Source organism: Saccharothrix ecbatanensis, assembly GCF_014205015.1.
GTDB classification, from domain to species: Bacteria; Actinomycetota; Actinomycetes; order Mycobacteriales; family Pseudonocardiaceae; genus Actinosynnema; species Actinosynnema ecbatanense.
Genome location: NZ_JACHMO010000001.1, coordinates 5072248 through 5086568, shown reverse-complemented (window position 1 = coordinate 5086568; position 14321 = coordinate 5072248). Strand labels below are relative to the sequence as shown.

9 protein-coding genes and 1 pseudogene are annotated in these 14321 nt (G+C 70.8%); 2 read left to right on the top strand and 8 right to left on the bottom strand.

Annotated elements, in window-relative coordinates; all coding sequences use genetic code 11:
• Nucleotides 1–293 precede the first annotated feature (293 nt).
• Nucleotides 294–635: pseudogene (locus F4560_RS44845) on the top strand (transposase); the annotation flags it as partial.
• A gap of 92 nt (nucleotides 636–727) precedes the next feature.
• The gene (locus tag F4560_RS21120; protein WP_184922423.1) at nucleotides 728–988 is read left to right on the top strand and encodes a hypothetical protein; all 261 of its coding nucleotides are present in this window, start codon (nucleotides 728–730) and stop codon (nucleotides 986–988) included.
• Between the two features lie 7 nt (nucleotides 989–995).
• On the opposite strand, the gene F4560_RS21115 is transcribed toward F4560_RS21120, so the two are convergent.
• The 8 genes from F4560_RS21115 to F4560_RS21080 all read right to left on the bottom strand — a co-directional run bounded on the left by F4560_RS21115 (nucleotide 996) and on the right by F4560_RS21080 (nucleotide 14209).
• Nucleotides 996–3860 (bottom strand): TIR domain-containing protein, encoded by a 2865-nt coding sequence (locus tag F4560_RS21115; protein ID WP_184922421.1) that lies wholly within the window; start codon nucleotides 3858–3860, stop codon nucleotides 996–998.
• Nucleotides 3861–3881: 21 nt separating this feature from the next.
• Entirely contained in the window at nucleotides 3882–5045 is a 1164-nt protein-coding gene (locus F4560_RS21110) for a sensor histidine kinase (protein WP_184929284.1), read from the bottom strand.
• 5 nt (nucleotides 5046–5050) lie between these two features.
• Complete coding sequence (locus F4560_RS21105; protein WP_184922419.1) at nucleotides 5051–6772, bottom strand: sodium/solute symporter; 1722 nt, start codon at nucleotides 6770–6772, stop codon at nucleotides 5051–5053.
• Nucleotides 6769–7155: a DUF485 domain-containing protein gene (locus F4560_RS21100; protein ID WP_184922417.1), complete on the bottom strand. Its 387-nt coding sequence runs from the start codon at nucleotides 7153–7155 to the stop codon at nucleotides 6769–6771. The genes F4560_RS21105 and F4560_RS21100 overlap by 4 nt, the downstream gene beginning before the upstream one ends.
• Nucleotides 7152–7991, bottom strand: coding sequence for a LytR/AlgR family response regulator transcription factor (locus tag F4560_RS21095; protein ID WP_197043539.1), 840 nt, complete (start codon nucleotides 7989–7991; stop codon nucleotides 7152–7154). The genes F4560_RS21100 and F4560_RS21095 overlap by 4 nt, the downstream gene beginning before the upstream one ends.
• A 36-nt stretch (nucleotides 7992–8027) precedes the next feature.
• Nucleotides 8028–8336, bottom strand: a complete 309-nt coding sequence (locus F4560_RS21090) for a hypothetical protein (protein ID WP_184922415.1) — start codon at nucleotides 8334–8336, stop codon at nucleotides 8028–8030.
• Between the two features lie 361 nt (nucleotides 8337–8697).
• A complete protein-coding gene (locus F4560_RS21085; protein WP_184922413.1) occupies nucleotides 8698–11646 on the bottom strand; it encodes an AfsR/SARP family transcriptional regulator in 2949 nt (982 codons plus the stop codon).
• Nucleotides 11647–11725: 79 nt separating this feature from the next.
• Nucleotides 11726–14209, bottom strand: a complete 2484-nt coding sequence (locus tag F4560_RS21080) for a DEAD/DEAH box helicase (RefSeq protein ID WP_184922411.1) — start codon at nucleotides 14207–14209, stop codon at nucleotides 11726–11728.
• Nucleotides 14210–14321: the final 112 nt, after the last annotated feature.

Below are 14321 nucleotides of genomic sequence, written 5' to 3'. Positions count from 1 at the left end.
TGTTCCCTTACCAGGGGGCGTCCGGGTTCCTAGCGTGATGGGCATCACGACAGTCCTGGGCGGAGGACCTCATGACCAACTACGTACGACCAGCGCAGCCGTTCGGTCGAACGGTCGGCGCGGAGATCGCACGCCAGGTGCAGCAGCACACGCACCCGGCGGTCGCGCCCAGGCGCACCGACGATGCCGCCCTGGCCATGTTGCTGCGCGCCCGCCAGCGCGGTGACGCCCAGCGGCAGGAGCCGTGGGTGCGCCGGGCGCCGGAAGCTCCGCCCCGACCGCCGCACGCGGACGTGATCGAGCACCTCGCCGCGCGGTTGGTGCCGCCGTCGCTGTGGGCGGCGGTGGAGCCGCTGATCCCGCCCGCGAAGGTGCGCCGGCAGGGCGGTGGACGGGGCCGCGTGTCGGACCGCGCGCTCTTCACCGCGATCGTGTTCGTGCTGACGAGTGGTTGCGCTTGGCGGCACCTGCCGCCGACGTTCGGCGTGACCGTGCCGACCGTGCACCGGCGGTTCCAGGAGTGGACCGAGGCCGGGTTGTGGCTGCGGCTGCGGCGGGTGGCGCTGGAAGGCACGGTCGACGACGCCGTGTGGCTGCGGCTGGTGCTGGAAGCGGCGGAACGACGTGGCGCGCGAGTCGCGGGCTGAATGAACGGAACGGGGGCAGGCGGACGGACGTCCTAAAAGTGAACAGGAACGTCGGCTGGTCCGTTTGCCCCAGTGTGGAGATGGAAGAGATGCAGGAATTGTCCAGACGCGAGGTCGCCCTGCTCAGGGCGACCGCCGCGAACCGGGTCGACCTGACCCGCAGCGCCGAGCCGGACGTGCGGGTGGACGGTCTTCCGTTCTGCGACCCGACCACTGCCAGGTCTCTAGTGCACGCGGGCCTGATCGAAGCGGCGACCCCTGTCGCACCCGGTCACCGTGCACCGGCCCGCCTCACCGCCGCCGGGGCCGAAGCCCTCGGCATGGCCGTGCTCGTGGCCTGAGGCCCGGTCACGCGAAGAGCTTCGAGAGCTTGGCCGCCAGGTCGGCGAGCACCCGCTCACCGTCGTGGTTCGGCAGCTCGCTCAACGTGGACTTCGCGGGCACACCCTGGAACCGGTTGAGCGCCGGCGTGTCGTGGAACAGGCTCGGTCCGACCAGGACCGGGATGATCCGGCACCCGCCGTCCTCGGCGGCGGCCAGCAGGTGCGGCAGTTCCTCGGAGTTGATGTAGTCCGAGGCCAGCGCGTCGGCGCTGACCAGCACCAACGCCGCTTTGGCGCGGGCCAGCGCCTGGGTGATCTCGCGCTGCCAGTCGTCGCCCAACTCGATCCGGCGGTCGGACCACACGTCCAGTTGCAGCGGTTTCAGGTGCACCTGGAGCCTGGTCAGCCAGTGCACGTCCTGGTGGCTGTAGCAGACGAACACCTGGTCGCGCGGGATCGGCAGCCGCTTGCCCGCGAGGTCGAGCAGGTCGTCGCGGTGCAGCTGCTTCAGGTAGAACCGGAACTGCGGATCGTCCACGACCAGCCGCTGTCCGCGCGGGTCGTGGAACAGGTGGTCGCCGCGCAGGCCGGTGAACAGCTCGGCCCGCTGCCCGGTCAGCTTGACGATCCCGTCCTCGGCCCTGGCCAGGTCGAGCAGCAGGTCGACGCACACCGCCTCGTCCGGCCGGTCGCGCGTGATGAAGTCGGCGACCACGTCGTGGTACTTGAGCTTCAGCCGTTCGGTCACCTTGGCGCGGGCGTGCGCGAGGTCGGTGCGCACTGATTTGCGGTTCGGTTCGGTCTGCTCGACCCCCGCCGTGACCGCGATCTGCCAGCACAGCATCTGCGCGGTGAGCAGGCTGCCCGCCGAGGTGCGGGAGATCTCGGCCTTGCGGTCGAACGCGATGTTCAGCGCGTTCTCGCCTTGCTCGATCATCCGCATGACCAGCCCTTCCACCGCCGCGCCGAGCCGGAACACGCGGATACGGGTGGCGACGTCCGTGCCGACCGACACCAGGCTGCGCGCGGTGCCCGGGATGCCGAGCAGGACCAGCCTCTTGGCGCGCGAACCGTTGTCCGCCAACAACTTCAGGTAGTCGGCCAGCCGGTTCTGGAGGTCGACGTACAGCCGCTGGAAGTCGTCCACCGCGACCATGCCCTCGTGCTTCTCGGGTAACGCGGTGATGGCGGGCAGGTCGGCCGGGTTGCGCGCGCTCAACACCCTGACCTGGCCTAATCGCTCGGCGTCGAGGGCGACCGCGTTACGCAGCAACGTCGTCTTCCCGATGCCGGACGGCCCTTCCAGCACGATGCCCAAGCCCGGCTGGCGCAACGCCATCCGGAACTCGGCGAAGTCCTCCGGCTCCACGAACGTCACCGTCGGCACGCCCGCCACCGTGAACACCTCACCCAGGCTCCGACGCTCCGACGCCTTGGTGTCGATGGGCATCGGCGGGCCACCGCGCAGCTCCAAGGACGCGAACCGCACACCCTCGACCACGCTCAGCAGCGCCTCGTCCCGGTTTTCCCACTCGGTCACCGGCCGACCACCAGTGGGCAGCGGCGCCAGCGACCCGAACGGTTGGTCTTCCCACGACGTCGCCCGATACACGACCGGCAGCACCACGGTGGCTTCACGTTCGTGCCGGTCCATGACCACCCGCAGTTCGCGGCTGGAACCGTACTGCGTGGCCAGCAGGTTGCGGCTGACGACCAGGACGACCACGTCGGCGTCCCGCACGAACCCGTAGACCTCGGTCTGGAGGTCGATGTCGTTCGCGGAGACGCTCCTGTTGGATATCCGCGACAGCGGCCCACGGCGGCCAACCAGACCCGTCAGCGACTCCGCCAGCTCCTCGGCGAACCGCCCGTCCCGCGCGGCGTGCACCAGGACCAGTTCCGGCGCACGAGGTTCGACGCGGACGACCGGCAGGGGGAGCCTGCCGGTTTTGCCGGGGTACCGGGGCTCGTCGTCGGCCCCGCCGACGATGCCCAACATCGCGAACACCCGCCGACGAGCCTCCTCCGCGCCCACTCCGACGATGTTGCACAGGAGTCGGAAGGGCCTGGTGGAGCCGCCTTTGGCGACCTGGACCGCGGCGACGTTGCCCGGCAGCCAGGCCGCGGTGTGCGACTCCCGGGAGGACAGGTTCGGCGACACGACGACCACCAGCCGGTCGGCCCGGTCGAAGATCGCGGCGGTGACCCCGCCCGGTGTCAGGGCTAGTGCGTCCAACACGGCGGAGTACCCGGCCTGGCGCAAGTGGTAGGCGACCCACTCGGCCCACTCGGCGTCCTCCGAGTCGTACAGGACCGCGAAGTCCGCGCGAGTGGCCTTCGCCGCCGACGGCCCGCCCGTCCGGAGCCAGGCGACAGTACTCGTGTCGACCCGGATCCGCTCGTACGCGGCGGCTTCGTCGGTGCCCTTGATGACGTCGTCGAAGAACAGGTCCGACACGATCATGTTCAACGGGCCGGGTGTGGCGGCGAACCGCATGGCCGCCGAGTCGAGGAGGCGGAAGGTGGCGTGCACCGCGGCGCCGGTCGCCAAGTCGTCGACGAGCAACACCTCGCCCGCGTGCACCGCCATCCTGACTTCGGACAACGCGCCGGACTCGTCGGCGCCGTGCTGATCGAGTCGGAGCTCCAGCGCGGCGCGCCAGCGGTCGGTGACCACGACCTTCGGCACGTCCGCCGGGATGAGGATCAGCATCCGGTCCGGGTAGACCCGCATGTGGGTGTCGTCCCGGATCAGGCCCTCCTGCCGGAGGGAGTACCGCACGAGCCCGTACAACGTCCGGCGGGCGTTCACCGGTTCCTGCTCGAAGCGGGTCCCCGAGTGGATGGCGACGATGGTGTGGTGGAGTGGGTAGTTCTCCGGTCGCGTCATCCGCTCCACCCTCGTTCGCGGCTAGGCGTGCACGCCCGCCTGGTACTTCGGCACCCGCACACTGATCTTCGTCCCGAGCCCCTGCGCCGTTTCCACCACGAGACCGTAGTCGTCGCCGTAACACCGACGCAGTCGCTCGTCTATGTTCCCCAGCCCTATCCCCGCGGTCGCGCCGACCTGGCCCGCCAAAGTGCGGCGCAGCGCGTCCGGGTCCATGCCGATGCCGTCGTCCTCGATGGTGATGTGCGCTTCCTCGCCCGCGTCCGCCGCCTGGATCGTGATGTGCCCCGGCCCGACCTTGCCCTCCATCCCGTGCCTGACCGCGTTCTCCACCAACGGTTGCAGGCACAGGAACGGCACGGTCACCGGCAGGACCTCGGGCGCGATCTGCAACGTCACCTTCAGCCGTTCGCCGAACCTGGCCCGTTCCAGCGCCAGGTACTGGTCGATCGACTTCAACTCCTCCGACAACGTGGTGAAGTCACCCGCCCGGCGGAACGAGTAGCGGGTGAAGTCGGCGAAGTCCAGCAACAGGGTGCGAGCGCGTTCAGGGTCCGTGCGGACATAAGAAGCGATGGCGGACAACGAGTTGTAGATGAAGTGCGGCGAGATCTGCGCCCGCAGCGCCCGCACCTCCGCCTCCACCAGCCGGGTGCGCGACCGGTCGAGTTCGGCCAGTTCCAACTGGCCGGACGCCCACCGCGCGACCTCGTTCGTCGCCCGCACCAACCCCGCCGACGCCTCCCGGCTGTACGCCGCCAGCACGCCGACCACTCGTCCCTCGACGGTGAGCGGAGCCAGAACCGCGGTGTGGACGGGGCAGTCGGCCGCCGAGCACGTGATGTCGAACGCCCGCGTCCGGCCCGTGCTGAACACGTCGGCCGCCAGGTCCATCGCCTCCGCCGCGTGGTGGTCGCCGTCGCCCTCCCACGCCACCACCTCGGTCTCGTCGGTCAACGCGAGCGCGGGCGTGCCGAGCAGCGTGCGCAGGTGCTTCGCCGACTTCTTCGCCGCCTCGGGCACCAGCCCGGCCCGCAGCGGGGGAGCGGCGGACCACGCGGTGTGCAGGGTCTCGAAGGTGATCCGCTGCTCGTGGGTCAGGAAGTCGTTGCGGGTGCGGGAAGTCCGCCACAGCGTGATCACCACGGCCAGCCCGACGAGCAGGATCGCCCCGGCCGTCCACATCGCGGTCACAACCGGTCCTGACTGCGCAGACCCAGGTTCTCCGGCGCGTGCAAGCGCACCATGACGTGGTTCACCCCCGGAGGCACCTTGCGCGGCGTCAGCAGCGACACCACGTACATGACGATGAAGCCCAACGGCACCGTCCAAGCGGCGGGACGGGCCAGGAACACGTGGTACCACTCGCCCCTGCTGCCGGCGCTGATCGTCACCAGTCCGGCCACCAGCGCGGGCAGCCCGCCGGCGACCATCCCGGCGACCGCGCCGGTCGTGCTGATCCGCGTGCTCCAGATGCCCAGCACCAGCAACGGGCACAGCGACGACGCCGCCACCGCGAACGCGAGACCCACCATGTCCGCCACCGGCACCTTGCCCACCAGCCACGTCATGCCCAACGGCACCAGCACGGCCAGCACCGTCGACACCCGGAACCCGCGCACACCGCGCAACCGCAGCACGTCCCGGCTCAGCACGCCCGCCAGCGACACCATCAACCCCGACGACGTCGACAGGAACGCGGCGAACGCGCCACCGGCCACCAGCGCGCCCAACAGCTGCCCGCCCAAGCCGTCGATCATCCGGCTCGGCAGCACCAGCACCACCGCGTCCGTGTCACCGGTCATCAGCAGTTCGGGTGTGTACAGCCGGCCGAGCGCGCCGTAGATCGGTGGCATCAGGTAGAACACGCCCAGCAGGCCCAGCACGATCAACGTCGTGCGCCGCGCCGCGCGGCCGTTCGGGTTGGTGTAGAAGCGCACGATCACGTGCGGCAGGCCCATCGTGCCCAGGAACGTGGCGATGATCAGCGAATACACCGCGTACAACGGGAAGTGCTCGCCGCTGCGCATGGGCAGCGCCCACATGTCGTTCGTGTTCGACGGGATCGACCGCACGTGCGGGACGGCCGCGCCCTGAGGGAACGTGAGCCTCGACCCGGCGGCAACGGTGTGCTCGCCCACGGTCATCTCGGCGCCGCCGTCGACCCGCTGCCCGTCCACCCGTCCCGAGCCGTTGTACGGCGTGGCCCGCTCCACCACGAACGCCGTGTTGCTGTCGAACGTGACCGTCGTCTGCTTCGGGAACTCGGGGAACGCCGGCCCGGTCAGGTCACGCGCGCCGTGCGCGTGCCAGGCCATCACCAGGAACACCACCGGCACCGCGATGGCAGTCAGCTTGAGCCAGTACTGGAAGGCCTGCACGAACGTGATGCTGCGCATCCCGCCGGAGATCACGTTGACGGTCACCACGACCGCGACCACCAGCGCGCCCACCCAGTCCGGCGCGCCCGTCACCGTGTGCAACGTCAGCCCGGCGCCCTGCAACTGCGGCAACAGGTACAGCCACCCGATGCCCAACGCGAACCCGCTCGCCACCGCACGCACCGCAGGCGACGCGAACCGCGCCTCGGCGAAGTCCGGCAGCGTGTACGCGCCACTGCGGCGCAGGGGAGCGGCGACGAGCGCCAGCAGCACCAGGTAACCGGCCGTGTAGCCGACCGGGAACCACAACATGTCCGGCCCGTGCGCGAAGATCAGCCCGGCGATGCCGACGAACGACGCCGCGGACAGGTACTCGCCGCCGATGGCGGACGCGTTCCACCACGGCGACACCGTGCGCGAGGCGACGAAGAAGTCCGACGTGGTGCGCGAGATCCGCAGCCCGTACGTGCCCACCAACATCGTGCCGACCGCGACGACCAGGACCGCGATGATGCCGTACGTACTGCTCACGAGCGTTCCACGAGTTCGGCGAACTCCCGTTCACTGCGTTCGACCTGCCGCACGTAGAACCAGCCGGCCAGCACGAACACCGGGAACACCAGCCCGCCCAGCAGCAGCCACGGCAGGGGCAGGCCGAACAGCCGTTGCGCGCCGACCGACGGCATGAACGTGAACACCAGCGGCAGCGCCGCCACGCTTCCGCAGACCACCGCGCACAGCAGCAGGCCGAGCCGCCGTTGCGTGCGGATGAGCGACCGCATGTAGACGGCGCCCAGCTCGCTCTGCTCGTCGATCTCGCGTGAAGCGGGATACGGGCGGGGTGCGCGCGGCGCGCGGGTGCGCGGGCTCGTCACCACCACCCGTTGGGTGTGGGGGCGCTGCGGGGAGCTCACGACGGCTGCCGGTTGCGGCGCACCAGCAGCTGCCGGAGGTGCCGGGCGTGGCGCCGGCTGACCGGCAGCACCGCGCCGCCGATGTTCACGCTCAGGTGCCCGTCCTCCAGCCGCAGTTCGTCGATGTGCCCGAGCGACACGAGGTGACTGCGGTGGATGCGGACGAACCCGGCCGACCGCCACCGCTCTTCCAACCCGTTGAGCGCGGCGCGGACCAATCCGCTTCCGGTGGCCGTGTGGAGTCGGGCGTAATCGCCGTGCGCCTCGACGTACCGGATGTCGGCCAACCGGATGAACCGGGTGATACCGCCCAATTCGACCGGAATGACCTCGTCACCGACTTCGGGTGATTTCTCCGCCGGCGCGGCGCCGGCCGGTTCCGTCGTCTTCGAATCCAGCACTTCGTGCACGATCCGGTGCACGGACTCGGCCAACCGCTCCGCCCGGACGGGTTTGAGCAGGTAATCGAGCGCTTTGAGTTCGAAAGCCTCGACCGCCGGTTCCTGGTGCGCGGTGACGAAAACAATGCGCGGCGGCTGGGCGAACCGGGAGAGCACGCGGGCCAGGTCCAGGCCGTCCAGGCCGGGCATCCGGATGTCGAGGAAGACGGCGTCGACCGGCTGGCCGGCGTCCATGGCCCGGTGCAGGGTCCGCAACGCCTTGGTCGCGTCCGTGACGCCCTCGACGTGGGCGACTCGCGGGTCGGAGCGCAGCAGGTAGACGAGGTCTTCGAGCGCGGGGGCCTCGTCGTCGACGGCGAGCACCCGCAGCGTGCGCTCAAGCGCCCCACGGCGCTCCGGGCCCTCGCAGAGAGGGCAGGGAAGTCCTGAGGTCATGGAGTTCCAATGCGATGTGGTCGGCAGCGTCGGCGATTAGACCACCGGACGCCTATCCTCGCCCTTCGGGGTGGCCAAGGGCAATGACCGGCGTGCTGCCTGCGCGTCACCGAGGCTCATCTCCAGCTCGAGGGACGCCTCCTCGGCCCGGCGCGCGGCGAGCGACACGGACGCCGCCGCCGCGCTCCCCACCAGCCTACGCGTCGGTTCGCGCAATCCGCGGACGACGTCGGACCACTCGTTCGCCAAGCGGGCCAACTCGGTGAGCGCGGTGACCAATTCGGCGGAAGTGCGGGGCGTCACGTCCGCGATCCGCGCCAGGTCGACGTGCGGATCGGAATCCATGACATCCCCCAGGAGTAAGCCGTCGAAGTATCGACAGCCGATGTTCTCGTTCACGGTCGGGCCGGTCAACGATCCGGAGGAGTGGTCTCAATTGGCAGTCGAAACCGAAACACCCGAAACGCGCGGACCCGCCGGTCACGCCGCTTTTCCCCATAATTCCACGTGGCGTGTTCCTCGTCATGCGCCGCCCCGCCGGACGACCGGCGGGCCGCCCCTGAACGGCGAACTCGCCGGTCCCGAACGTTCGACACGCGGGACCTGAGCGTTCGACACGCGCGCGAGTCGAACGTTCGCGTCCGGCGAGTCGAACCGTCAGGTCCCGCGTGTCGAACGCTCGCGTCCCCCGAGTTCTGCGTTCGGGTCAGGCGAGGGCGGTGAGGGCGGTGGTGGCCAGGTGCTCGAACTGGCCGAAGCCGCTGTGGGCGGCGAGGTCGCGGGCCACGTGGGCGTGGCGGAGGGCGTCGGCACGGCGGTCGTCGGCGGCCAAAGCCTGGACCAGGTGGATGTGCGAGCGGCAGACGCCGAAGCGGTAGTCCGCCGCCGTGGCCAGTTCCAGGGCACGCAGGTGGGCCGCCACGGCGCGGGCCGGTTTGCCCAGGTGGAGCAGCACGAGACCGAGGGCGTTGTGCACCTCCGACTCGATCCGCGGATTGCCGCCCAGCTCCTGCACCAGCGCCAACGCCCGCTGAGCCGTGCGCAACGCCTCCGCCTGCTCCCCGCCCAGGCACAACGCCACCGCCAGGTGCGACATCGACTCCGCCCGCGCGTGCCGGGCACCCGTCCGGTACCACGCGGCCAGCGCGTGCCGCAGCAGCTCCACGGCCTGCCGGTGGTCACCGGCCGCGATGCGGCACCGCGCGAGCAACGCGGCGCACGTGGCCTCGACGTTCATCCCGTCGGCCGACCGCGCCAGATCCAGCGCCTCACCCAGCAACGACTCCGCCGCCGCCAGCTCGCCGCGCATCATCCGCAACGCGCCGAGCCCGGCCAGCGCCCCGATCCGCACGTGCGGCCCGGCCCACGGCTCACCGCTCAACGACATCATCCGCTCGAACGAGGCGGACGCGGCCGGGATGTCGCCCAGCTCCAGGTGCACCACCCCGTCCAACCCGGTGTGCAGCCACACCGTCCGCCCAGTCGGCACGGCCGACCGCAGGTACCGCTGAGCGGCACGTAGGTCGCCCAGGTTCCGGTGCTCCGCCGCCAGCCACACCGCCATCAACGTCTCGGCGTCGTGGTCGCCCGCCGCCCGTGCGGCGCCCAGCGCGGCGTCGATCGCGTGCACGAACTCCACGTGGTGCCCGTGCGACCCGAAGTACCCGCCGACCGCGTCGATCAACTTCCACGTCATCGGCAACGGCCCGTGCACCGCGCAGTGCTCGGTCGCCGCCAGCACGCTGGCCCGTTCCGCGTCCAGCCACGCCCGCGCGACGTCCGGGCTCAGCCGCGGCGGCCCGGACACGCCCAGTTCCGGGTACAGCACGTCGCCGACCTCGATCGAGGTGCGCAGGTACCAGTCGAACAGCCGCCGCCGCGCCGCCTCCACGTCGTCACCGGCCGCCTCGGCCCGGTCCGCCGCGTACACGTGCAGCAGGTCGTGCAGCGCGAACCGGTCCGACCCGACCCGCTGCACCAGGTGCGCCGACGCCAAGTCCTCCAGCAGCCCTCCGGCCACGTCGTCCGGGGTGTCCAGCAACGCCGCCACACCGGACACGCTGAAATCCGGCCCCGGGACCAGCCCCGCCAACCGGAACAGCCGCGCCGCGTCCGGCGTCAACGCCGCGTACGACAGGTCGAACGCCCGCCGCACCGCCGCCGTGTCGTCGTTGTCCACCGCCAGCGCGGACAGCCGGTCACCGCCGCGCAGTTCGTCCACATAGGACGCGACGTCGGCGTGCGGCGCGCCGACCAGGTTGCCCAACGCGATCCGCAACGCCAACGGCAGGTACCCGCACAGCCGCGCCAGCTCGCTCAGCGCGTCGAACTGCGCCACCGCCGCCTCCGGCCCGAGCGACCGCGCCAGCAGCTTCCACGCCTCGTCGACCCGCAGCACGTCCAGCCGCACCGCCGTGGCACGCAACTTCAGCTCGTTGCGGCTGGTGATCACCACCGAGCAGCCGGGGTCGCCGGGCAGCAGCGGCAGCACCTGGTCGACCGACGCCGCGTTGTCCAGCGTGATCAGCACCCGCCGGCCGCGCAGCCGGGCCCGGTAGTTGCGGACCAGGTCCTCCTCGTCCACCGGGATGTGGTCGGTCCGCACGTCCATCGCCCGCAGGAACCGCGCCAGCACCGCGGACGTCGACAGCGGCGGCGACGTGGAGTACCCGCGCAGGTTCACGTACAGCTGCCCGTCCGGGTACCGGTCGCGCACCGCGTGCCCCACCGACGTGGCGAACGCGGTCTTGCCCACCCCCGGCGGCCCGCACACCAGCACGGTCGCCGTCGAACGCGTCAGCAGCCCCGTCACCCTGGCCAGCTCCGCGCCGCGTCCCACGAAGTTGCCCACCGGCGCGGGCAGCTGCGACACCGGCGCCCACGTGCTCGCGGCCGGCTGGTACAGCGCGGGATCGCCGGTCAGGATCGCGTGGTGCACCGCGCGCAGCGAGTCGCTGGGATCGACGCCCAGCTCCCGCGCCAACGCCGTCGACGCCTGCCGGTACGCGTCCAGCGCGTCCGCCTGCCGGTCCACCCGGTACAGCGCCACCATGAGCTGCGACCAGAAGGGCTCCCGCAACGGGTGCTGCGCGGTCAGCCGGCGCAGGTCCGCGATCACCTCGTCGCACCGGTCCAGCCGCAGCTTCACGTCCACCAGCTCGGAGATCACCCGCAGCCGCCGCTCGGCGAGGTTCGGCGCCTCCGTCTCGTGCAGCGAGTCGGACGGCACGTCGGCCAGCGGCGTGCCGCGCCAGCAGTCCAGCGCCTGCTCGTACACCGCCGCGGCGGCCGGGAAGTCCTCGGCGGCGGCCAGTGCCGCGCCCCGCTCGGCCAGCGCCTCGAACCGGTGCAGGTCCAGCGCGTCGGGCGGCAGGTCGATCCGGTAGCCGGTGGGGGTGGTGTGGATGAGCTGCGGGTCGCCGAGCGTGCGCCGCAACCGCATCACGTACACCGGCAGCGTCTGGGCGGCGCGGTCCGGCGGCGTGTCGCCCCACACCCGGCGGATCAGGTCGCTCGTGGGCACCGAGCGGTTCGCGCTCAGCAGCAGGGTCGCGAGGACGATGCGGTGCTTGGCGGCGGTGACCGGGACCGAACGGCCGTCCCGGCGGACCACGAGGGGCCCCAGCACGCCGAACTCGTCCTGCGACAGGGTCAACCGCCTCCGTTCTCTCCCGACGTTGACATGCTGGTGCTCCGGTTCGCACCGGAGTACCACCGGATGGACCCGACGCTTCCTACAGCCTGCCCACTTCGGTGATCCGCAGCGCGGCCGTGCCGATCTCGTCCGACTCGGCCAGGTCGACCTCGGCGGTGAAGCCCCAGTCGTGGTCCTTCGCCGGGTCGTCGAACGCCTGCCGGACCCGCCACAGCCCCGGCTCCTGGGTGATCGTCAGCAGCGCCGGTCCGCGCGCGTCCGGCCCCATGCCGATCTCGTCGTGCTCCTCGAAGTACGGCTCCAGCGCGTCCTGCCACTCCTCGGCGGTCCAGCCCGCCTCGGCGTCCAGCTGTCCCAGCTCGTAGTAGTTGCGCCGGGCCGCCAGCTCGACGCGCCGGAACAACGCGTTGCGCACCAGCACCCGGAACGCGCGCACGTTGCCCGTGACCGCGGGCGGCGAGTCGCTGATCGAGGTCTCCGCCGCTTCCTGGGCGGGGTTGCGCAGCTTCTCCCACTCGTCCAGCAGGCTGGAGTCGACCTGCCGGACCAGCTCGCCCAGCCACTCCTGGAGGTCGCTCAGCTCCTCGGTCTTGGCGTCCTCGGGCACGGTCTGCCGCAACGCCTTGTACGAGTCGGCCAGGTACCGCAGCACCAGGCCTTCCGAGCGTGCCAGCTGGTAGTACGAGACGTACTCGGTGAACGTCATCGCCCGTTCGAACATGTCCCGCACCACGGACTTCGGCGACAGGTGGTGGTCGGCGACCCACGGGTGCCCGCGCCGGTACGTGGTGAACGCGGCGTCCAGCAGCTCGGCGAGCGGCTTCGGGTACGTCACCTCGTCCAGCAGCTCCATCCGCTGGTCGTACTCGATGCCCTCGGACTTCATCGCGCCGATCGCCTCGCCGCGCGCCTTGTGCTCCTGCGCGGACAGCACCTGGCGCGGATCGTCCAGAGTGGACTCGATCACGGACAGGACGTCCAGCGGGTAGCTCGGCGTCTCGCGGTCCAGCAGCTCGATCGCGGCCAGCGCGAACGGCGACAGCGGCTGGTTGAGCGCGAAGTTCACCTGGAGGTCCACGGTGAGCCGGATCTCGCCGCCCTGCCGCTCCACCACGCCCGCGGCCAGCAGGCCCCGGTACATCTGGATGGCCCGGAGGATGTGCCTGCGCTGCGCGGGCCGTTCCTCGTGGTTGTCCTCCAGCAGGTGCCGCATCGCGCCGAACGCGTCACCGGGCCGGCCGATCACGTTCAGCAGCATGGCGTGGCTGACCTGGAAGCTGGACGTCAGCGACTCCGGCTCGGCGGTCTTCAGCCGTTCGAACGTCTGGTCGCTCCACGACACGAAACCCTCGGGCGCCTTCTTGCGCACCACCCGGCGCCGCTTCTTCGGGTCGTCACCGGCCTTGGCCAGCGCCTTCTCGTTCTCCACCACGTGGTCGGGCGCCTGCACCACGACCGTGCCGATGGTGTCGTAGCCCGCGCGGCCCGCCCGTCCCGCGATCTGGTGGAACTCGCGGGCCTTGAGGTGCCGGGTGCGCTGGCCGTCGTACTTCGACAGCGCGGTGAAGACGACCGTGCGGATGGGGACGTTGATGCCCACACCGAGCGTGTCCGTGCCGCAGATGACCTTCAGCAGGCCGGCCTGGGCGAGCTGCTCCACCAGCCGCCGGTACTTCGGCAACATGCCCGCGTGGTGCACCCCGATCCCGTGCCGGACCAGGCGGGACAGCGTCTTGCCGAAGCCGGAGGTGAAGCGGAAGCGGCCGATCGTGGACGCGATGGCGTCCTTCTCGGCGCGGGTGGCGACGTTCACGCTCATCAGCGACTGGGCGCGTTCGAGGGCGGAGGCCTGGGTGAAGTGCACGACGTAGATCGGAGCCTCGCGGCCGTGCAGGAGCTCTTCGATGGTCTCGTGCAGCGGGGTGGTGACGTACTGGAAGTTCAGCGGGACGGGGCGTTCGGCGGAGCGGACCACCGTCGTCGTGCGGTCGGTGCGGCGGGTGAGGTCCTTCTCGAAGAAAGCGACGTCGCCGAGCGTGGCCGACATGAGGAGGAACTGGGCCTGCGGCAGTTCGATCAGCGGCACCTGCCACGCCCAGCCGCGGTCCGGCTCGGAGTAGAAGTGGAACTCGTCCATCACGACCTGGCCGACGTCGGCCTTCGTGCCGTCGCGCAGGGCGATGTTGGCCAGGATCTCGGCGGTGCAGCAGATGATGGGAGCGGTCTCGTTGACGCTCGCGTCGCCGGTCATCATGCCGACGTTCTCGGCGCCGAAGGTGTCGATCAGGGAGAAGAACTTCTCCGACACGAGGGCTTTGATGGGGGCGGTGTAGAACGTCCGCTTGCCCTCCGCGAGGGCGGCGAAGTGCGCGCCGATGGCGACCAGCGACTTGCCGGAGCCGGTGGGGGTGCTGAGGATGACGTTCGAGCCGGAGACGATCTCGATCAACGCCTCCTGCTGCGCCGGGTACAGCGACAGCCCCCGCTCCTGCGCCCACTCTGAGAAGGCGTCGTAGAGGAGGTCGGGGTCGGGGGTGGCCGGCAGGCGGTCGGTGAGAGTCATCGCAGGCAGAGCATAGTGGTAACGCCCAGTGAGCAACGCCCACCCGATCCGCCCTGGTCAGGCCGGCCACTGAACGAGCAGCAGATGAACTTGTGCAACCCGGTAACGCGTC